This is a genomic window from Streptomyces sp. NPDC051322 (genome assembly GCF_040689485.1).
Lineage (GTDB): Bacteria > Actinomycetota > Actinomycetes > Streptomycetales > Streptomycetaceae > Streptomyces.
Map to the genome: position 1 here is coordinate 380,862 of NZ_JBFBAK010000007.1, position 18,605 is coordinate 399,466.

An 18,605-nucleotide genomic window follows, 5' to 3' on the forward strand; every position below is an offset into this window, starting at 1 on the left:
CGGAACATTTATGACCGAACATTTACGGACGGGTGGAAGGACGGTCGTGCACATCGTCATCATGGGCTGCGGGCGAGTGGGAGCCGCTCTCGCGCAGACCCTCGAACAGCAGGGGCACACGGTCGCGGTCGTCGACCAGGACCCCACGGCCTTCCGCCGCCTGGGCGCCGGGTTCGGCGGCCGCCGTGTCACCGGAGTGGGGTTCGACCAGGACACCCTCCGCGAGGCAGGGATCGAGGAGGCCGGTGCGTTCGCCGCGGTGAGCAGCGGGGACAACTCCAACATCATCGCCGCGCGGGTCGCCCGCGAGATGTTCGGCATCGAGAACGTCGCCGCCAGGATCTACGACCCCCGCCGGGCCGAGGTCTACCAGCGGCTGGGGATCCCCACCGTCGCCACGGTCCGCTGGACCGCCGACCAGATGCTGCGGCGGCTGCTGCCGTCCGGCGCCGAGCCGCTGTGGCGCGACCCGAGCGGTACCGTGCAGCTCGCCGAGGTGCACGCGTCGGAGGCGTGGATCGGTCGCAAGATCAGCCAGCTGCAGGACGAGACAGGTGTGCGCGTCGCGTTTCTCACGCGACTGGGTGAGGCGACTCTGCCCACTTCCCAGACTGTCCTCCAGGAGGGTGATCTGGTGCACGTGATGATGCTCAGCGACGAGGTCGCGAAGGTCGAAGCGGCCTTCGCGCAGGGCCCCGAGGAAGGCGGTCACTGATGCGGGTGGCTATTGCCGGGGCCGGCGCGGTGGGACGTTCCATCGCGGGCGAGCTCCTGGAGAACGGGCACGAGGTCCTGTTGGTCGACAAGGCCCCCACCGCCATCTCGGTGGAGCGGGTGCCGCTGGCCGAGTGGCTGCTGGCCGACGCCTGCGAGATCACCTCGCTGGACGAGGCGGCGCTGCAGCGCTGCAATGTGGTGATCGCGGCGACCGGTGACGACAAGGTCAACCTCGTCGTCTCGCTGCTCGCGAAGACGGAGTACGCGGTGCCCAGGGTGGTGGCCCGGGTCAACAACCCCAAGAACGAATGGCTCTTCAACGAGTCCTGGGGCGTCGATGTCGCGGTCTCCACGCCGCGGCTGATGTCGGCGCTGGTCGAGGAGGCGGTGAGCGTCGGCGATCTCGTACGGCTGCTGCGCTTCAGCCACGGCGACGCCAACCTCGTCGAGCTGACGCTGCCGCCGGAGTCGGCGCTGGCGGGCACCCAGGTCGGCGAGGTGGCCTGGCCGGAGGACACCTCGCTGGTCACCATCATCCGGGGTACCCGGGTGCTGACGCCGAGCCTGGAGGAGACGCTGGAGCCGGGCGACGAGCTGTTGTTCGTGGCCGCGCAGGCGCGCGAGGAGCAGTTGGAGGACCTGCTGTCGGTGCGGCGGGAGGAAGACGCCGCCGGCTGAGCGGGCGCACCCGGCCCGTGACCGAGCGGCCGGTACGCGGATGTGAAGGGCCCGGGAACCTGACTGCGGTTCCCGGGCCCTTCTGCGGTCGCCGCGCCGCTGTTGACGCGCGCCGCTGTTTACGCCTCGCTCTGCTGCGCCTCGGCGGCCTTGCGGGCCTCCTTCGCGGCCTTCTCGGCCTGCTCCTCTGCTTCCATCTCCGCGAACACGTCGATGGGAGCGGGCGCCTTGGCCAGGAAGACCCAGGTCAGATAGACCGCCAGCAGGAACGGCGGGATCTTCAGCGTGATCAGCACCCAGCCGAACTGCGCGGTGTCGGCCCACCAGTACAGCGGGAAGAGTACGGCGCACTTGGCGAGCAGGATCAGCCCCCAGGCCCAACTGGCCTTGGTGTAGGCCTTCTTGCGGCCGGGATTGCGGTCGCGCCAGGAGAGGTTCTCCTTGAACACCGGACCGAGAATCACACCGATCAGCGGGAAGCCCACGAGAGCGGTGATGATGTACGCGGCTGCCAGGCCCAGCGTGTAGAGCATGCCGGGGAGGTAGAAGTCCTTGGCGTTACCGGTGATCATGGCGAATACCACGCCGAAGGCGACCCCGAAGATACCGCTGAAGGCGTGCTTGACGGTGTCCTTGCGGGCCAGCCGTACGACCAGGAGCACCAGCGAGACCGCCACCGCGGCGATCGCCGACGAGCGCAGGTCCTTGTTGATCGTGAATATGGTCACGAACAGCAGGCCGGGAAGCACGGTCTCCACCATGCCCCGCACGCCGCCGAAGGCCTCGAAAAGAGCCGCCTCCGTGACGGCTCTGGTATCGGTGTCCTGGTCGGTTGTGGTCGGCTTGTCACCAGACGTCACCGGCTACTCCTGTCCGAGCGGTCGCAGTTCGTACTTGGGATTGAACAACACCCGCCGGCCGTGGCTCATCGAGATCCGGCCGGAGGCGATCAGCTTGCGGCCGGGTTCGATGCCCACGATGGAGCGCCGCCCCAGCCACACCAGGTCCAGCGGGGCCGTGCCGTCGAACAGCTCGGCCTCCAGAGCGGGCACACCGGCCCGGGGGCGCAGAGTGACCGTGCGCAAGGTACCAGTCACCTTGACGATCTGGCGGTCGTTGCACTCGGAGATCCGGCTGCACCCCGTGGCCTGCGTGTCCTCCTGCAGCTCCGCGGAGTGCAGTTCCTCCTGCGAGGTCGACAGCCGGTCGATCATCCGACGAAAGCGGCCGGACGGCTTAGCACTCATAACTGAAGCGTACCGGGGATCCCTGTACCGGAACTCCGGGGTTCAGCGCTCGAAGCGGTACCCCATACCGGGCTCGGTGACGAAGTGCCGGGGGTGCGCGGGGTCCGCCTCCAGCTTGCGGCGCAGCTGGGCCATGTAGACGCGCAGGTAGTTGGTCTCGGTGCCGTAGGAGGGTCCCCAGACCTCCTGGAGCAGCTGCTTCTGTCCGACCAGGCGGCCGGTGTTCCGCACCAGTACCTCCAGCAGATGCCACTCGGTGGGTGTCAGCCGCACGTCGCGGCCGTCCCGGTGCACCTTCTTGGCCGCGAGGTCGACCGTGAAGGACGCGGTCTCGACCAGCGAGACCGCGTCCTCGCCGGTGCCGTATCCGGGCCCGACCGGCTCGGCCCTGCGCACCGCCGCGCGCAGCCGGGCGAGCAGCTCGTCCATGCCGAAGGGCTTGGTGACGTAGTCGTCGGCGCCGGCGTCCAGCGCCTCGACCTTCTCGTCCGAGGTGTGCCGGGCCGAGAGCACCAGGATCGGCACTCTGGTCCAGCCGCGCAGTCCCCTGATGACCTCGACCCCGTCCATGTCGGGCAGGCCGAGGTCGAGGAGCACCACGTCGGGGTGGCGGGCGGCGGCGCGCTGGAGCGCGGTGGCGCCGTCGGACGCCGCGTCCACCTCGTACTTGCGGGCCTTCAGGTTGATCACAAGGGCGCGCACGATCTGCGGATCGTCCTCGACCACGAGCACCCGGGTCATAGGGAGAGTCGCCTTTCTGCTGACGATGCCGGCTGTGCCGACTCTGCCGACCGCACGGGAGTCTGCCCCGTGACGGCCTTGAGTGTGAGGACCATGGTCATGCCACCGCCGGGGGTGTCCTCGGCGTCCAGCGTGCCTCCCATCGCCTCGGTGAAGCCGCGGGCCACCGCGAGACCGAGGCCGATGCCCACCCCGCGCGGGGCGTCGCCGAGGCGCTGGAAGGGTTCGAAGATCCGCTCCTTGGCCTCGTCGGGGACGCCCGGGCCGCGGTCGACGACGCGCAGCTCCACGCGGTCGCCGTGCGCGCTGGCGGCCACGGTGACGGGGATCTCTCCGGGGTTGTACTTGACGGCGTTCTCGACGATGTTGGCGACGGCCCGCTCCAGAAGTCCGGGGTCGACCGCCACCATCGGCAGGGTCTCCGGGATGTCGAGTTCGGTGCTGCCCTCGGGGACCCCGCCGAGAGCCATCGGCACCACTTCGTCGAGGTCGATCTCACGTATCAGCGGGGTGACGGTGCCGGTCTGCAGCCGGGAGACGTCGAGGAGGTTACCCACCAGGTGGTCGAGCCGGTCGGCGCCGTCCTCGATGCCGGCGAGCAGTTCTGCCTCGTCCTCGTCGGACCAGGAGACGTCGTCGGAGCGCAGCGAGGTGACGGCCGCCTTGATGGCGGCCAGCGGAGTCCGCAGATCGTGGCTCACGGCGGCGAGCAGGGCGGTCCGGATGCGGTTTCCCTCGGCGAGCCTGCGGGCGCCCTCCGCTTCGTCGACGAGGCGCTGTCTGTCCAGTACGACGGCTGCCTGGGCGGCGAAAGCGCCGAGTACGCGCCGGTCCTCCGCGGGCAGCACCCGACCGGTGAGCGCCAGTGCCATGTGGTCGCCTATCGGCATGTCCACGTCGGCATCCTCGGGGCGCGCGTCGATCCGTGGACCGACGCTGCCCGCGCAGGTCCACGGATCGACGTCGCTCTTGCGTTCGAGGAGTGCCACGGATTCCATGGCGAAGGTTTCCCGTACCCGCTCGAGCAGGGCGTCCAGCGTGGTCTCGCCGCGCAGCACGCTGCCGGCCAGGAAGGACAGGATCTCGGATTCGGCCCGCAGTCTGGCCGCCTGATGGGTACGCCGGGCCGCCAGGTCCACCACGGAGGCCACTGCCACGGCCACCGACACGAAGACCGCGATGGCCACGATGTTCTTGGAGTCGGAGATGGTCAGCAGATGCAGCGGTGGGGTGAAGAAGTAGTTCAGCAGCAGGGACCCGAAGGCGGCCGAGGCGAGCGCCGGCAGCAGACCGCCCAGCAGCGCCGCCGCCACGGTCAGTGTCAGGAACAGCAGCATGTCGTTGGCCAGGCCGAGGTCCGCGTTGATGTTGGTCAGCAGCACGGTGAGGACCACCGGGCCGACCACACCGGCCAGCCAGCCCCAGACGATCCGGGCCAGCCCCAGCCGCGCCCCTCGGGCCACCGGCAGCCCGCGCCCTTTGGCGACCTCTTCGTGGGTAACGATGTGGACGTCCAAGTCGGGCCCGGAGTCACGGGCCACCGTCTGGCCGACGCCGGGACCGAGCACGTACTGCCAGGTCTTGCGGCGGCTGGAGCCGAGCACGATCTGGGTGGCGTTGACCCCACGGGCGAACTCCAGCAGCGCGGACGGGATGTCCTCCCCTATGACGTGATGGAAGGTCCCGCCCAGGTCCTCGACCAGGGTCCGCTGCACCGCGAGTTCCCTGGGGGACGCCGAGGTCAGGCCGTCGCTGCGGGCCACATAGACGGCGAGGATCTCGCTGCCGGAGCCCTTGGCCGCCATCCTGGCCGCCCGGCGGATCAGCGTGCGGCCCTCGGGGCCGCCCGTCAGCCCCACGGCGATGCGTTCGCGGGCCTGCCAGGTGGAGCGGATGTTGTGCTCGCCGCGGTACTGCTGGAGGTATTCGTCGACCCGGTCGGCGACCCAGAGCAGCGCGAGCTCGCGCAGGGCGGTGAGGTTGCCGGGGCGGAAGTAGTTGGACAGCGCCGCGTCGACCTTGTCGGGCTGGTAGACGTTGCCGTGGGCCATCCGCCGGCGCAGCGACTGGGGCGACATGTCGACAAGCTCCAGCTGGTCGGCCCGCCGGACCACTTCGTCGGGGACGGTCTCCCGCTGGCGCACGCCGGTTATCGACTCCACCACGTCGCCGAGCGATTCCAGGTGCTGGATGTTGACGGTGGAGACCACGTCGATACCGGCCTGCAGCAGGGCTTCGACGTCCTGCCAGCGCTTGGCGTTGCCGGCGCCGGGCACATTGGTGTGGGCGAGTTCGTCCACCAGGGCAACGGCGGGCGCGCGGTCCAGGACGGCGTCCACGTCCATCTCGGTGAACACGCCACCCCGGTAGTGGATCTCCCGGCGGTGGATCTGCTCGAGGCCGTGCAACATCACTTCGGTGCGAGGCCTGTCGTGGTGCTCGACGAAGGCGACGACGCAGTCCGTGCCGCGTGCCACCCTGCGATGAGCCTCCGACAGCATGGCGTAGGTCTTGCCCACACCCGGTGCCGCACCGAGGAATATCCGAAGCTTGCCGCGTGCCATACGACGACCTTACGGCCACGGATCACGACATTACGGGCGGACCGGGTGACCGGTGATCGTCTTGACGTATTTCTGACACCGGCTTCCGACACCGGCTTCTGAGACCGGTCGGCGCCTGGTCCAGGTCAGCCTGGTCGACGAAGCGCCCGCGTCCAGCTGGCCGGTGGGCTCTCCGGCGGGCAGCGCGTGGACGGCGGAGGCCCCGGCCGCCGTACGAGCGGTGCAGATGCTCCACTCGCACCATGGGCACGGCGACCGGGTTCCGGCCACGGCCGTACCGCTGTGTCCGCTGGTGTCCTCGGCCATGGTCACTCCCCGCCCGGTCCTGCCGGACGGGCGTCAGTATGGTCGGACGCCGCCTCGGCGGGCAATGGCGGGGAGCATCGGAGCCGCCCGCTCGTCAGCGATCGGCCAACTGCTTGAGCGCGATGTTGAGCTCGAGGACGTTGACCCGGGGCTCACCGGCGAAGCCGAGGAGCCGGCCGGTGGTGTGGTCGGCCACCAGCTTGTGGACCCGCGCCACCGTGAGGTGATTCCGCTCGGCGACCCGGTGCACCTGGATCCTGGCGTACGCCGGGGAGATGTCCGGGTCGAGACCGGAGCCGGACGAGGTGACGGCGTCGGCGGGCACCTCCGCCGGTGCGACCCGGTAGCCCTTCACCGAGTTGTCCTTGATGACTGCCGCCTTCGCGTCCTTGACCCACTCGATCAGTTCGGCGCTGTCACCGGCGCGGTTGGTCGCGCCGGACACGATCAGCTTGTAACGGGTGTTGACGCTGTTGGTGCTCAGTCCGTTGGAGGGGCGCGGCTGGAACCAGCGGAGGTCGGGGGCCGGCGTATGACTGCCGCCTTGCAGCGGCAGGTCGTACCGCTGCCCGATGAGTGACGACCCCACGCTCCTGCCGTCCGATGTGATCTCGGAACCGTTGGCCCGGTGGCTGAAGAACGCCTGGGCCACGCCCGTGACGGCGATCGGATAGATGACGCCGCACACGACGGTCAGTACGAGGAGGGCACGCAGGCAGGCCCAGAGCAGCCGCCCGGTGCCGCGCACGGAGTTGTTCACGATGGTCACCCGATGCCAGGGAGAAGGGAGAGGAGCAAATCGATGATCTTGATGCCGATGAACGGTGCGATCAGACCGCCGAGTCCGTAGATCCCGAGGTTGCGGCGGAGCATCTGGTCGGCGCCGGTCGGCTTGTACCGCACGCCCCGCAGCGCCAGCGGCACCAGTGCGACGATGATCAGCGCGTTGAAGATCACCGCGGAGAGGATCGCGGACTCGGGGGAGGACAGGTGCATGACGTTGAGCCGGTCCAGACCCGGATAAGCCGCCACGAACATCGCGGGGATGATCGCGAAGTACTTCGCGACGTCGTTGGCGATCGAGAAGGTCGTGAGCGCGCCCCGGGTGATCAGCAGTTGTTTGCCGATCTCCACGATCTCGATCAGCTTGGTCGGGTCGGAGTCCAGGTCCACCATGTTCCCGGCCTCCTTGGCGGCCGAGGTTCCGGTGTTCATGGCCACCCCGACGTCCGCCTGGGCCAGCGCGGGGGCGTCATTGGTCCCGTCGCCCGTCATCGCCACCAGCTTGCCGCCGGCCTGCTCGCGTTGGATCAGCGCCATCTTGTCCTCGGGGGTCGCCTCCGCGAGGAAGTCGTCGACGCCCGCCTCGTCCGCGATCGCCTTGGCGGTCAGCGGGTTGTCCCCGGTGATCATGACGGTCTTGATACCCATGCGTCGCAACTCGTCGAACCGTTCCCGCATGCCCGGCTTCACCACGTCCTTGAGGTGGATGACGCCCAGCACCCTGGCCCCGTGCGCGTCCTCGACCGCGACCAGCAGCGGCGTACCACCGGCCTGGGAGATGGCCTCGGTGAGCGGTCGTACGTCCGGCGTGGCCGCGCCGCCACGTTCCTCGACCCAGGCGATGACCGAGCCGCTCGCGCCCTTGCGGATCCGGCACCCCGCGACGTCGACGCCCGACATCCGGGTCCGGGCGGTGAAAGCCACCCAGTCGGCGCCGGCTTGCTCACCCCGGTTCCGTTCGCGCCGGTGGTACTTCGCCTCGGCGAGTACGACGATCGAGCGGCCCTCCGGCGTCTCGTCGGCCAGCGAGGACAGCTGCGCCGCGTCGGCGAGTTCGGCCTCCGTGACGCCCCTGACCGGTACGAACTCAGCGGCCTGCCGGTTGCCGAGGGTGATGGTGCCGGTCTTGTCCAGCAGCAACGTGGAGACATCCCCGGCGGCTTCCACCGCACGGCCCGACATGGCCAGGACGTTCCGCTGCACCAGACGGTCCATGCCCGCGATACCGATCGCGGAGAGCAGCGCCCCGATGGTGGTGGGGATCAGACAGACGAGCAGAGCGGTCAGCACGATCAGCGACTGCTCGGCGCCCGCGTATCTCGCGAACGGCTGGAGGCTGACGACCACCAGCAGGAAGACAACGGTGAGCGAGGCGAGCAGGATGTTCAGCGCGATCTCGTTGGGCGTCTTCTGCCGCGCCGCGCCCTCGACGAGCCTGATCATCCGGTCGATGAAGGTGTCCCCCGGTTCGGTCGTGATCCGCACGACGATCCGGTCGGACAGCACCTTCGTACCGCCGGTGACAGCCGAGCGGTCGCCGCCCGACTCCCTGATGACGGGGGCGGATTCACCGGTGATCGTCGACTCGTCGACCGAGGCGACGCCCTCGACGACATCGCCGTCACCGGGGATGGTGTCGCCCGCCTCGCAGACCACCAGGTCCCCGACCCGCAGTCCGGTGCCGGGCACCTGCTCCTCGGCCGAGCCGGTCAGCCGTCGCGCGACCGCGTCGCTCTTGGCCCTGCGGAGCGTGTCGGCCTGGGCCTTGCCGCGGCCCTCGGCGACGGCCTCCGCCAGATTGGCGAAGACCGTGGTCAGCCAGAGCCAGCCGGTGATCGCCCAGCCGAACCGGTCCCCCGGGTCCCGGAGGGCCAGCACGGTGGTGAGGACGGAGCCGACCTCGACCACGAACATCACAGGTGACTTGATCATCGTCCGCGGGTCGAGCTTCCTGACCGCGTCCGGGAAGGATCTGATCAGCTGCCCCGCGTCGAACAGTCCACCCCCGACGCGCCCTTCGATCCTGTCGCCGGCCGGGTCGCGTTTCAGGTCGTCCTGCTTCGGGAGTGTGGTCATGACGCCAGCCCCTCGGCGAGCGGTCCCAGCGCCAGCGCGGGGAAGTAGGTCAGGCCGGTGACGATGAGAATGCTGCCGGCCAGCAGGCCGGCGAAGAGCGGCTTGTGGGTACGGAGCGTGCCCACGGTCGCGGGCACCGGCTGCTGTTCGGCGAGGGAACCTGCCAGCGCGAGCACGAACACCATCGGCACGAAGCGGCCGAGCAGCATCGCGATTCCGAGGGTGCTGTTGAACCACTGGGTGTCGGCGTTGAGCCCGGCGAAGGCCGAGCCGTTGTTGTTGGCGCCGGAGGTGTACGCGTAGAGGATCTCGGAGAAGCCGTGCGCGCCGGAGTTCGTCATCGAGTGCGCCGGGGTGGGCAGAGCCATCGCGGCTGCCGCGAAGCCGAGCACCAGCGCCGGGGTGACGAGGATGTAGCAGGCCGCGAACTTGATCTGACGGGTGCCGATCTTCTTGCCCAGGTACTCCGGTGTACGGCCGACCATCAGTCCCGCGATGAACACCGCGATGATCGCCATGATCAGCATTCCGTAGAGGCCGGAGCCGACGCCGCCGGGCGCGATCTCACCGAGCTGCATACCGAGCATCGTGATGCCACCACCGAAACCGGTGAAGGAGGAGTGGAAGGAGTTGACCGCTCCGGTCGAGGTGAGCGTCGTCGCCACCGAGAAGATCGACGAGCCGGCTATGCCGAAACGGTCCTCCTTGCCTTCCATGGCGCCGCCCGCGATGGTGAAGGCGGGGCCCCCGTGATGGAACTCGGTCCACATCATCACGGCCGTGAAGCCGATCCAGATCGTCACCATCGTGGCGAGGATGGCGTAGCCCTGCTTGACGGAGCCGACCATCCGGCCGAAGGTGCGGGTCAACGCGAACGGGATCACCAGGAGCAGGAAGATCTCCAGGAGGTTGGACCCGCCGTTCGGGTTCTCGAAGGGGTGGGCGGAGTTGGCGTTGAAGTACCCGCCGCCGTTGGTGCCCAGCTCCTTGATGGCCTCCTGGGAGGCGACGGCGCCACCGTTCCACTGCTGGGTGTGCCCGCTGAAGAACTGGCCGACCTGGTGGATTCCGGAGAAGTTCTGGATGACGCCGCAGGCGACCAGTACCAGCGCGGCGACCACGGCGATCGGGAGCAGAATGCGAACGGTGCCACGGACCAGGTCCGACCAGAAGTTGCCCAGTTCACCGGTACGAGACCTGACGAAGCCCCGTACCAGTGCGACGGCGACAGCCATGCCCACCGCGGCCGAGACGAAGTTCTGCACCGCGAGACCACCGGTCTGCAGGACGTGGCCCATGGTCTGCTCGCCGGAGTACGACTGCCAGTTGGTGTTAGTCACGAACGACGCGGCCGTGTTGAAAGCCTGCGCCGGGGCGATCGAGAAGAAGCCGAGCGAACCCGGGAGGGAACCCTGCAGGCGCTGCATCAGGTAGAGGAAGAGCACGCTCACCAGCGAGAAGCCGAGGACTCCGCGCAGGTAGGCCGGCCACCGCATTTCGGTGTCCGGATCCGCGCCGATGACTCGGTAGATCCACTTCTCCACCCGCAGATGCTTGCCGGAGGCGTAGACGGCGGCCATATGGTCGCCGAGTGGACGGTATGCCAGGCCCAGCGCCGCGATCAGCGCGAGCATCTGGAGCACACCGGAGAGGACGGGGCTCATCGGGGCTCAGAACCTCTCCGGACGGACCAGGGCGACGACGAGGTATCCCAGCAGGGCGAGGGCGATGAGCAGACCGACGATGTTCTCGGCAGTCATAGCTTCGCCACCCCCTTGGCGATGAGCGCCACCAGCGCGAAGACCGCGAGCGTGGTGACGACGAAGGCCACATCGGCCATCGTGAGCTCCTGGAAGAGTGCGACGGATCGGACTCTTCGAGGAAACCCCCACGCGCGGCACCCGAGCCGTCCGTTGACGGCCCTCATACGACAAGCGACCCGCCCTTGACGCGATTCCTACGCCCGCGGGATCGGCCGGCTACCGACACAGCGAGAGGCCGGTGGCCCGCACTCCCCTGTCCGGGAAGGCGGGCCACCGGCCTCTGCTGTCGCTGCGGATCGGCGCCTCAGCGCACCTCGGTGATCTCGGGTCCGCGCTGGAGCTGACCCATGCCACCGGAGAAGCGCGAGCCCTCCTGGTCCTCCTGCTGCACACCGTCGGGCATCATCTGGGCGTCGTCGGGGAGCTTGAGGACGATCGGATCCCTGGGAGCCATCGGCCCCTCGCCCCGGACCACCACGGTGTCCCGGAAGATCTGCTCGAGCACGCCGGCCGCCTCCGGCTGCACCGCGCCCTGGCCGGAGATCACGCCGCGCAGGAACCAGCGCGGCCCGTCCACGCCGACGAAGCGCACCAGCTGCACACCATTGGTGCCGTCCGGGAGCTGCACGGGCACCTGGGCCCGCAACTCCCAGCCGAGCGGGCCCTCGACCTCGTCGATGATGCCGCCCTGCTGCGTGATGCCCGAGGCGATCTCCTCGCGTACCTCGCCCCAGATGCCTTCCTTCTTGGGCGCCGCGAAGGCCTGCAACTGGACGGCGCTGTCACGCAGCACGATGGTGGCCGCGACGATGGCGTCACCGGCGACCTCCACGCGCAGCTCCATGCCCTCGACCCCGGGCACGAAGAGGCCGCCGAGGTCCACCCGGCCCTCGCCTGCCGCACTCACCTCGGAGCTGTCCCAGGGACCGTCGGGCCGGGGGGCGGGCGGCAGGTTCGACCTGTGCGGCTCGCTCACGTCAGCCCGCTCGCTGTCGACTTCGTCGACGACCTGCTCGGCCTCGTCCGCCGCGTCCTCGGCGGAACCGCTCTTCTTGCGACGTCCGAACACGTCACTGTCCTTCCCGGTCGGATACGACCGAAGCGTATCGATTCCCACCCGTTGTGGCGCCCACAGCGGCATGGCCGCCGGTGGACCCGAAGCCCCCGCCGGCCCGCGCCGAGCCGGGAAGTTCCGCCACCTCGTGGAAGCGCACCTTCTCGACCTGCTGGACGACCAGCTGGGCAATCCGGTCGAAGCGCTCGAACCGCACGCTCTCGCGCGGGTCGAGATTGACCACGATCACCTTGATCTCCCCACGGTACCCGGCATCAATCGTCCCTGGGGCATTCACCAGGGCAACTCCGCAGCGGGCGGCCAGACCGGATCGCGGGTGCACGAAGGCCGCGTACCCGTCGGGGAGCGCCACAGACACCCCGGTGGGAAGCACCACGCGTTCGCCGGGGGCGATCTCGGCGGACTCGGTCGTCACCAGATCCACCCCCGCGTCGCCGGGGTGCCCGTACGCCGGGACCGGCACCTCGGGATCGAGCCGGCGGATCAGTACGTCGACGGGGTCACGGCTCATGGGTTCACCTCGAAGGCACGGGCACGCTTGGTCCGGTCGGGGTCGGCCATCGCCGCCCGGATCTCCTCCGGGCGTCCGTTCTCGGTGAAGTGATCGACCTTGACCTCGATGAAGAGGGCATCGGCACGGACCGCGACCGGCCCGTCCGGGCCGCCGATCCGCCCGGTCGCCCTCGAGTAAATTTTACGTCCGCGTACCGCGGTGACCTCGGCCTCCAGGTGGAGCAGTGTGCCCACCGGCACCGGCCGCACATAGTCGGTCTCCAGCCGCCCGGTCACCGCGATCACCCGCAGCAGCCAGTTCAGCGATCCGAGCGTCTCGTCCAGCGCGGACGCCAGCACTCCGCCGTGCGCCAGGCCCGGCGCGCCCTGGTGGGCGGATTTCACGGTGAACTCGGCGGTCACCCGCACGCCCTCGCCGGCCCTCGCCTGCAGGTGCAGTCCGTGCGGCTGACCCTCGCCGCAGCCGAAGCAGTGCGCGTAGTGCGCCCCGAGAAGCTCTCCGGGTGCCGGGGCCTCGGGATGGCGCACCGGCGCTATGGCGTCGGCCGGGGGCGTCAGCGCTGCAGATGTTCGTGTCACAGGCGCGAACATTACCCGCGCGAACACACAGCGGCCGCACCATGCCAAGCTTGACCGCATGCAGCCTTACGAAGAACGTCTCACCGCACCCCGTGCCTGGTGGCTGATCGCCCTCCTCGTCGGCATCGCGGGTGCGCTGATCCTGCTGCCGCTCGGTACCCTGCCGATGCTCGGCGGGCTGGTCGGAGGCGCGGCGGTGGCGGGCGTCGTGGTGAGTTCGTACGGCTCGGTGCGGATCCGGGTGGTAGCGGACTCGCTGGTCGCCGGAGACGCGAAGATCCCGTTGTCGGCGCTCGGTGAGGCCACGGTGCTGGATGCGGAGGAGACCATCGCCTGGCGCTCCTACAAGGCCGATCCGCGGGCCTTCATGCTGCTGCGCAGCTACGTGACGACGGCGCTGCGGGTGGAGATCACCGATCCGGCCGACCCGACTCCTTACGCGTATCTCTCGACCCGCGATCCGGAGGGACTCAAGGCCGCGCTCTCCTCGGTGCCGGCTGCCTGACCCGCGGCGCGGGCCCGCTGTGCCCGGGGCCGGACCCTGCCGCTAACGCTCCAGCTCTTTGGGCTGCTGCAGCGGCGGCAGTTCGGGAAGCGCGTGCCAGGGGATCTGGCGTTTGCGCATGTCCGTGCGGACCTTCTCGGCGAGTCGCCTGGTGTCGCGCCTGTTCATCGTGGCGCCGACGGCCGCGCCCACCATGAACGGCATCAGATGGGGCAGGTCGCGGATGCTGCGTTTCATGATCCGCTGGCGCATTTCGCGTTTCATCTGACCACCGAGCGCCGCGTTCACCGTGTGCGGCTTGGCGATGTCGAAACCGCGCTCCCCGGACCAGGCGTTCAGATACGCCGTGGAGCGGTCCTTGATGTTCCCCGGCGGGCGCATGCCGTAGACCTCGTGCAGCTCGGCCATGAGCTTGAGCTCGATGGCGGCCACACCGATGATCTCGGCGGCGATCTCCGCGGGCATCGCGGGCGGCACCGGCAGCATCGCGGCGGCGCCGATACCGGCGCCGACGGTGGACGTCGCGTTGGCCGCGCCGAAGACGAGTTTGTCGGCGATCTGCTCCGGGCCGAGACCCGGGAACTGTCTGCGCAGCGTCGCCAGATCGCGGACCGGGATTCTGGGCGCGGCGTCGATGACGCGGTCGGCGATGTACGCGAGTCCTGCCTTCGCGCCGGCGCTGCCCTTGTGTATTCCGCTGTGCATTCCGTGCTTCAGGGCGTCCAGGCGGCGGCCCCTGGTCAGGGGACCGGCCTGTACGCCCTGCTCTGCGGCCTCCGGTGCCGGGGCCTCCGGCGACAGGACTTCTCGTGCCGCCGCGTTGAAAGGTTCCGCCGCGTTGAGAGCCTCCGCTTCGTCGAGCGAGGCCGGAAGGCCTCGCTCGTCGTCACGTGCGCTTCCACTCGGCGTGCTCTCCCCGTGGACGTCGGCCCCCGGCGGCCGGAGGGCGCCGGGCTCCGAGGAAGGCGCCTCGGCGCCTTCTGCAGTGCCTGTGCCGCCCTGTGGGGCCTCCGGGGAACCCTGCCGCCGGAAGCGTCGCTTCCGGGGTGGTGTGGAGCCTGCCACGGTCGACCCGCTCAGTCGCAGTCGCGGCAGATGGGCTGACCGTTCTTCTCCCGCGCCAGCTGACTGCGGTGGTGCACGAGGAAGCAGCTCATGCAGGTGAACTCGTCGGCCTGCCGGGGCAGGACCCGGACCGAGAGTTCCTCGTTGGACAGGTCTGCGCCGGGCAGCTCCAGACCCTCGGCCTGCTCGAACTCGTCGACGTCCACAGCGGCTGTCGACTTGTCGTTCCGACGAGCCTTGAGCTCTTCCAGGCTGTCCTGGTCGCTGTCGTCATCGGTCTTGCGTGGAGTGTCGTAATCCGTAGCCATGTCGCGCTCTCCCCCTCTGGGTATTTGCGGTGTCTCCAGCGCACGTAACGCGTGAGAGGCCGGACTTTGTGCCCGACCTGAGGCGGAGATTTTGCCTCACATCAAGGTCTGTTACTCAATCGACACCCAACCGGATCCCCCGGGAGAGATCGATTTGGATGGCGAACGGGACCGTACACGGTCCGTAGGTAGCACCTCACAGGCGCCACCCCGTGTACTTCCCGTGATTCACCCCCTCGGAAACCCGGGTTTTTCCCGGATTTTCGGGGATTTGGGGATCACGGAGAGTAGGGGTCCGGAAACCTGGGCCTGTGACGGATCGCACATATGTTTCTCGGGAACGATCCTCGAAAATTCCGCGCAAAGCGAACATCCGAACGCTTCGAGCCGTTCCTCAGACCGGCAACGTGACACGCATCACGAGGCCGCCCCCCTCGCGGGGCTCCGCGATGATACGGCCCCCGTGGGCCCGCGCGACGGAGCGAGCGATGGAGAGCCCCAGCCCCACCCCCTTGTCACTGCCGGTCCGCTCGGTGCGCAGACGCCGGAACGGCTCGAAGAGGTTGTCGATCTCGTAGGCGGGGACCACCGGGCCGGTGTTGGAGACCGTCAGAAGGGCGTAGCCGGGCTGCAGCTCGGTGGTGACCTCCACCCACCCCTCCTCCCGGACGTTGTAACGCACGGCGTTCTGCACCAGGTTGAGGGCGATCCGCTCCAGCAGCACACCATTGCCCTGAACGACGGCGGGCGCCTGCTCCCCGCGGATCTGCACATCCTTCGCCTCGGCCTCCGCGAGCGTCTGGTCGATGGCGCGGGTCGCCACCTCGGCCAGGTCGACCGGTTTGCGTTCAACGATCTGGTTGTCGCTGCGGGCCAGCAGCAGCAGTCCCTCGACCAGCTGCTCGCTGCGCTCGTTGGTCGCCAGCAGCGTCTTGCCGAGCTCCTGCAGCTCGACGGGCGCCCCCGGGTCGGAGAGATGCACTTCGAGCAGCGTGCGGTTGATGGCGAGCGGCGTACGAAGCTCGTGCGAGGCGTTCGCGACGAAGCGCTGCTGCGCGGTGAAGGCCCGCTCCAGCCGGTCGAGCATTTCGTCGAAGGTGTCGGCGAGCTCCTTGAGCTCGTCGTCCGGTCCGTCCAGCTCGATCCGGCGGGTCAGGTCGGTGCCGGCCACCCGGCGGGCGGTACGGGTCATCCTGCCCAGGGGGGACAGCACCCGCCCCGCCATGCCGTAGCCGAACGCGAAAGCGATGATCGTCAGGCCCACCAGCGCGTAGAGCGAGCGGGTGAGCAGGTTGTCGAGTGCGTGCTGACGCTGGTCGCTCATGCATGCCTTCAGCACGCTGTTCAACTGGTCGCTGTTCTGCGTCTGGCCGAGATTCGGGCAGGTCGGGCTGGAAATGGACACGTTCTGCCCGGAGACCTGGAAGGCCGGGGTGCTGCTGCCGTTGTGCAGCGCCTGGGCGGCCAGCATGTAGATGATCGTGAGCAGCAGGATCCCGGCGATCAGGAACATCCCGCCGTACAGCAGTGTGAGACGGATACGGATCGTCGGACGCAGCCAGGGGAAGACCGTCTCGGTTTCTTTCGGGTCCCAGGTCGGCTTGGGTGGCGCGGTCGGTGGCGCCGGGCTGGAGGCCACCGGCGATCAGATCCGGTAGCCGGAGCCCGGCACGGTCACGATGACCGGGGGCTCGCCGAGCTTGCGGCGGAGAGTCATGACGGTGACCCGGACCACATTGGTGAACGGGTCGGTGTTCTCGTCCCAGGCCTTCTCGAGCAGCTGCTCCGCGGAGACCACCGCGCCCTCGCTGCGCATCAGCACTTCGAGGACCGCGAACTCCTTGGGTGCCAGCTGGATCTCCTTGCCGTCCCTGAAGACCTCGCGGCGATTCGGGTCGAGCTTGATGCCGGCCCGCTCCAGTACGGGGGGCAGGGCCACGGTCGTCCGCCGCCCGAGAGCCCGCACGCGGGCGGTCAGCTCGCTGAAGGCGAAGGGCTTGGGCAGATAGTCGTCCGCACCGAGCTCGAGGCCCTCCACGCGGTCGCTGACATCACCCGAAGCGGTGAGCATCAGGATGCGGGTCGGCATGCCGAGTTCCACGATCTTGCGGCAGACGTCGTCACCGTGGATGACCGGCAGGTCGCGGTCGAGGACCACGACGTCGTAGTCGTTGACCCCGATTCGTTCCAGGGCCGCGGCGCCGTCGTACACGACGTCGACGGCCATGGCCTCCCGGCGAAGTCCGGTGGCCACCGCATCGGCGAGCAGCTGCTCGTCCTCGACGACGAGTACGCGCACGTCGTTGTCCTTCCTCTGAGCCCGTGTTCAGGGCAGGTCTCGGCACAGGTGTGTGTGCGTCCATCCTGCCCCGTACGGCCATAAACCGGCTGTAAGGCGATACCGGGCTGCCGCGCCCGGGAGGGGTTCCTTTGATTTCTGGGTCTCTTGAGGTTTCTCTGAGCTCCAGCCAGGGGAGGACGACTGCACACCCGCCGATCACCCGCCGTATGTGGCGTGCCACAGGCCGCTCCGCCGCCAGGGCTGCGTGATCAATTTGATGACCCTCGGCACACCCCCGTGCCACCGACCCACGACGAGGGGGCGCACATGGACGCATTCACCGCAGGTCTGCTGCAGCGGATAAGGACAACGGAGACCGACCTGACGCGCGCTCGCGAGACCGGCGACGACTTCCTGGCGGAGGTCGAGCAGGGCGAGTTGGACGATCTGCACCGTCTCGCGGCGGAACACGGTGTGGAAGTCCGTACCGCGGGCGTCTGAACCGTACGGCGTGCGGGGCCCCGGCACCTTGGGATGGGTGCCGGGGCCTTCGCGTGCGGCCCCGGTCTGTCCGGGCGGGGCGCGCCACCGGGCTCAGTCGTGCCAGGCCCCGTACTGCTCGAGCAGCGTCTGCAGCGGTCCGAACACGCCGGGGGACGCCGCGACCGTCAGGTCGTCCGTGGGAGGCCCACCGGGCCGTCCGCCGGTCACCGCGCCTGCCTCCCGGGCGATCAGGTCTCCGGCCGCGCGGTCCCAGGGGTGCAGGCCCCGCTCGTAGTAACCGTCGAGCCGGCCGGCTGCCACGTCGCAGAGGTCGACCGCCGCCGAGCCGCCCCGGCGGATGTCCCGCAACTGCGGGATCAGCCGCTGGGCCACCGCCGCCTGGTGGGTACGCACCGTGGTGACGTAGTTGAAGCCCGTGGAGACCAGCGCCTGGTCCAGAGACGGCGAGGGCCTGCACCGCAGTCGCCGGTCACCCAGATACGCCCCCGCGCCGCGCACGGCGTGGAAGGTCTCGCCGCGCATCGGGGCCGCGACCACGCCCACCACCGTCTCACCGTTCTGCTCGGCCGCGATGGACACCGACCAAGTGGGCAGGCCGTACAGGTAGTTGACGGTGCCGTCGAGCGGATCGACGATCCAGCGGACGCCGCTGCTGCCGGTCGAACTCGCGCCCTCCTCGCCGAGGAAGCCGTCGTCCGGACGGAAGTCGCCCAGATAGCCGGTGATCAGCTTCTCGGCGGCGATGTCCATCTCAGTGACCACATCGATGGGGCTGGACTTGGTCGCGGCCACCGCCAGGTCCGCGGGCCGCCCGTCCCGCAGCAGCGCGCCGGCGCGCCGGGCGGCCTCCTGGGCCAGTTCGAGGAGTTCGGTGTGAAGCGGGTCGGTCACGGTTCTCCC

Annotated in this window: 22 protein-coding genes; 4 read left to right on the forward strand and 18 right to left on the reverse strand. The window is 69.2% G+C overall.

The genetic code is table 11. The features are described from left to right. Positions 1-46: 46 nt before the first annotated feature. Positions 47-715: a TrkA family potassium uptake protein gene (locus AB0436_RS19145; protein ID WP_366469073.1), complete on the forward strand. Its 669-nt coding sequence runs from the start codon at positions 47-49 to the stop codon at positions 713-715. Next, entirely contained in the window at positions 715-1,395 is a 681-nt protein-coding gene (locus AB0436_RS19150; RefSeq protein ID WP_366469074.1) for a TrkA family potassium uptake protein, read from the forward strand. Before AB0436_RS19145 ends, AB0436_RS19150 begins: the two co-directional genes overlap by 1 nt. Positions 1,396-1,514: 119 nt before the next feature. Here AB0436_RS19150 and AB0436_RS19155 read toward each other — a convergent pair whose 3' ends face one another. From AB0436_RS19155 to AB0436_RS19215, 13 genes are all read right to left on the reverse strand, one after another. Continuing rightward, a complete protein-coding gene (locus tag AB0436_RS19155) occupies positions 1,515-2,255 on the reverse strand; it encodes a DUF3159 domain-containing protein (RefSeq protein WP_366469075.1) in 741 nt (246 codons plus the stop codon). A 3-nt stretch (positions 2,256-2,258) separates the two neighbouring features. Next, complete coding sequence (locus AB0436_RS19160) at positions 2,259-2,609, reverse strand: OB-fold nucleic acid binding domain-containing protein (RefSeq protein WP_365851480.1); 351 nt, start codon at positions 2,607-2,609, stop codon at positions 2,259-2,261. A gap of 75 nt (positions 2,610-2,684) precedes the next feature. Then, the gene (locus AB0436_RS19165; protein ID WP_366469076.1) at positions 2,685-3,383 is read right to left on the reverse strand and encodes a response regulator; all 699 of its coding nucleotides are present in this window, start codon (positions 3,381-3,383) and stop codon (positions 2,685-2,687) included. After that, positions 3,380-5,947, reverse strand: coding sequence for an ATP-binding protein (locus AB0436_RS19170; RefSeq protein WP_366469077.1), 2,568 nt, complete (start codon positions 5,945-5,947; stop codon positions 3,380-3,382). Before AB0436_RS19170 ends, AB0436_RS19165 begins: the two co-directional genes overlap by 4 nt. Before the next feature lie 30 nt (positions 5,948-5,977). Next, complete coding sequence (locus AB0436_RS19175) at positions 5,978-6,253, reverse strand: hypothetical protein (RefSeq protein WP_366469078.1); 276 nt, start codon at positions 6,251-6,253, stop codon at positions 5,978-5,980. Between the two features lie 94 nt (positions 6,254-6,347). Continuing rightward, on the reverse strand, positions 6,348-7,013 hold the full coding sequence (locus AB0436_RS19180) for a potassium-transporting ATPase subunit C (protein ID WP_366469079.1): 666 nt from the start codon (positions 7,011-7,013) through the stop codon (positions 6,348-6,350). A gap of 5 nt (positions 7,014-7,018) precedes the next feature. Next, on the reverse strand, positions 7,019-9,112 hold the full coding sequence (kdpB, locus tag AB0436_RS19185; protein ID WP_366469080.1) for a potassium-transporting ATPase subunit KdpB: 2,094 nt from the start codon (positions 9,110-9,112) through the stop codon (positions 7,019-7,021). After that, the gene (kdpA, locus tag AB0436_RS19190) at positions 9,109-10,776 is read right to left on the reverse strand and encodes a potassium-transporting ATPase subunit KdpA (RefSeq protein ID WP_366469081.1); all 1,668 of its coding nucleotides are present in this window, start codon (positions 10,774-10,776) and stop codon (positions 9,109-9,111) included. The genes kdpB and kdpA overlap by 4 nt, the downstream gene beginning before the upstream one ends. A gap of 6 nt (positions 10,777-10,782) precedes the next feature. Beyond that, positions 10,783-10,872, reverse strand: a complete 90-nt coding sequence (gene kdpF, locus AB0436_RS19195; RefSeq protein ID WP_366469082.1) for a K(+)-transporting ATPase subunit F — start codon at positions 10,870-10,872, stop codon at positions 10,783-10,785. Next, the gene (locus AB0436_RS19200) at positions 10,869-11,039 is read right to left on the reverse strand and encodes a hypothetical protein (protein WP_366469083.1); all 171 of its coding nucleotides are present in this window, start codon (positions 11,037-11,039) and stop codon (positions 10,869-10,871) included. Before AB0436_RS19200 ends, kdpF begins: the two co-directional genes overlap by 4 nt. Positions 11,040-11,179: 140 nt before the next feature. Beyond that, positions 11,180-11,944 (reverse strand): DUF3710 domain-containing protein, encoded by a 765-nt coding sequence (locus AB0436_RS19205; protein WP_366469084.1) that lies wholly within the window; start codon positions 11,942-11,944, stop codon positions 11,180-11,182. A 1-nt stretch (position 11,945) separates the two neighbouring features. Beyond that, positions 11,946-12,461: a dUTP diphosphatase gene (gene dut, locus AB0436_RS19210; protein WP_366469085.1), complete on the reverse strand. Its 516-nt coding sequence runs from the start codon at positions 12,459-12,461 to the stop codon at positions 11,946-11,948. Continuing rightward, a complete protein-coding gene (locus AB0436_RS19215; RefSeq protein ID WP_366469086.1) occupies positions 12,458-13,042 on the reverse strand; it encodes a PaaI family thioesterase in 585 nt (194 codons plus the stop codon). The genes dut and AB0436_RS19215 overlap by 4 nt, the downstream gene beginning before the upstream one ends. Positions 13,043-13,100: 58 nt before the next feature. On the opposite strand from AB0436_RS19215, the gene AB0436_RS19220 reads away from it, so the two are divergent. Next, positions 13,101-13,547, forward strand: coding sequence for a DUF3093 domain-containing protein (locus AB0436_RS19220; RefSeq protein ID WP_366469087.1), 447 nt, complete (start codon positions 13,101-13,103; stop codon positions 13,545-13,547). A gap of 42 nt (positions 13,548-13,589) precedes the next feature. On the opposite strand, the gene AB0436_RS19225 is transcribed toward AB0436_RS19220, so the two are convergent. The 4 genes from AB0436_RS19225 to AB0436_RS19240 form a co-directional block, all read right to left on the reverse strand. Further along, positions 13,590-14,612 carry a hypothetical protein gene (locus tag AB0436_RS19225; protein ID WP_366469088.1) on the reverse strand — a complete coding sequence of 341 codons (1,023 nt, stop codon included), beginning with the start codon at positions 14,610-14,612 and terminating at the stop codon, positions 13,590-13,592. 11 nt (positions 14,613-14,623) lie between these two features. Then, positions 14,624-14,920 carry a DUF4193 domain-containing protein gene (locus AB0436_RS19230; RefSeq protein ID WP_164260119.1) on the reverse strand — a complete coding sequence of 99 codons (297 nt, stop codon included), beginning with the start codon at positions 14,918-14,920 and terminating at the stop codon, positions 14,624-14,626. Between the two features lie 394 nt (positions 14,921-15,314). After that, positions 15,315-16,559 (reverse strand): ATP-binding protein, encoded by a 1,245-nt coding sequence (locus AB0436_RS19235; protein WP_366469089.1) that lies wholly within the window; start codon positions 16,557-16,559, stop codon positions 15,315-15,317. Positions 16,560-16,565: 6 nt separating this feature from the next. Further along, complete coding sequence (locus tag AB0436_RS19240) at positions 16,566-17,219, reverse strand: response regulator transcription factor (RefSeq protein ID WP_365851354.1); 654 nt, start codon at positions 17,217-17,219, stop codon at positions 16,566-16,568. Positions 17,220-17,528: 309 nt separating this feature from the next. On the opposite strand from AB0436_RS19240, the gene AB0436_RS19245 reads away from it, so the two are divergent. After that, positions 17,529-17,702 (forward strand): hypothetical protein, encoded by a 174-nt coding sequence (locus tag AB0436_RS19245; protein WP_366469090.1) that lies wholly within the window; start codon positions 17,529-17,531, stop codon positions 17,700-17,702. 93 nt (positions 17,703-17,795) lie between these two features. On the opposite strand, the gene AB0436_RS19250 is transcribed toward AB0436_RS19245, so the two are convergent. Continuing rightward, entirely contained in the window at positions 17,796-18,596 is an 801-nt protein-coding gene (locus tag AB0436_RS19250) for an inositol monophosphatase family protein (protein ID WP_366469091.1), read from the reverse strand. Between the last annotated feature and the right edge of the window lie 9 nt (positions 18,597-18,605).

Bases quoted from the DNA above. Each gene is read 5' to 3' on its own strand.
- AB0436_RS19150 (WP_366469074.1), top strand. From the start codon at position 715: ATGCGGGTGGCTATTGCCGGGGCCGGCGCGGTGGGACGTTCCATCGCG.
- AB0436_RS19160 (WP_365851480.1), bottom strand. From the start codon at position 2,609: ATGATCGACCGGCTGTCGACCTCGCAGGAGGAACTGCACTCCGCGGAG.
- AB0436_RS19165 (WP_366469076.1), bottom strand. From the start codon at position 3,383: ATGACCCGGGTGCTCGTGGTCGAGGACGATCCGCAGATCGTGCGCGCC.
- AB0436_RS19170 (WP_366469077.1), bottom strand. From the start codon at position 5,947: ATGGCACGCGGCAAGCTTCGGATATTCCTCGGTGCGGCACCGGGTGTG.
- AB0436_RS19175 (WP_366469078.1), bottom strand. From the start codon at position 6,253: ATGGCCGAGGACACCAGCGGACACAGCGGTACGGCCGTGGCCGGAACC.
- kdpB (WP_366469080.1), bottom strand. From the start codon at position 9,112: ATGACCACACTCCCGAAGCAGGACGACCTGAAACGCGACCCGGCCGGC.
- kdpA (WP_366469081.1), bottom strand. From the start codon at position 10,776: ATGAGCCCCGTCCTCTCCGGTGTGCTCCAGATGCTCGCGCTGATCGCG.
- kdpF (WP_366469082.1), bottom strand. From the start codon at position 10,872: ATGACTGCCGAGAACATCGTCGGTCTGCTCATCGCCCTCGCCCTGCTG.
- AB0436_RS19200 (WP_366469083.1), bottom strand. From the start codon at position 11,039: ATGAGGGCCGTCAACGGACGGCTCGGGTGCCGCGCGTGGGGGTTTCCT.
- dut (WP_366469085.1), bottom strand. From the start codon at position 12,461: ATGAGCCGTGACCCCGTCGACGTACTGATCCGCCGGCTCGATCCCGAG.
- AB0436_RS19220 (WP_366469087.1), top strand. From the start codon at position 13,101: ATGCAGCCTTACGAAGAACGTCTCACCGCACCCCGTGCCTGGTGGCTG.
- AB0436_RS19230 (WP_164260119.1), bottom strand. From the start codon at position 14,920: ATGGCTACGGATTACGACACTCCACGCAAGACCGATGACGACAGCGAC.
- AB0436_RS19245 (WP_366469090.1), top strand. From the start codon at position 17,529: ATGGACGCATTCACCGCAGGTCTGCTGCAGCGGATAAGGACAACGGAG.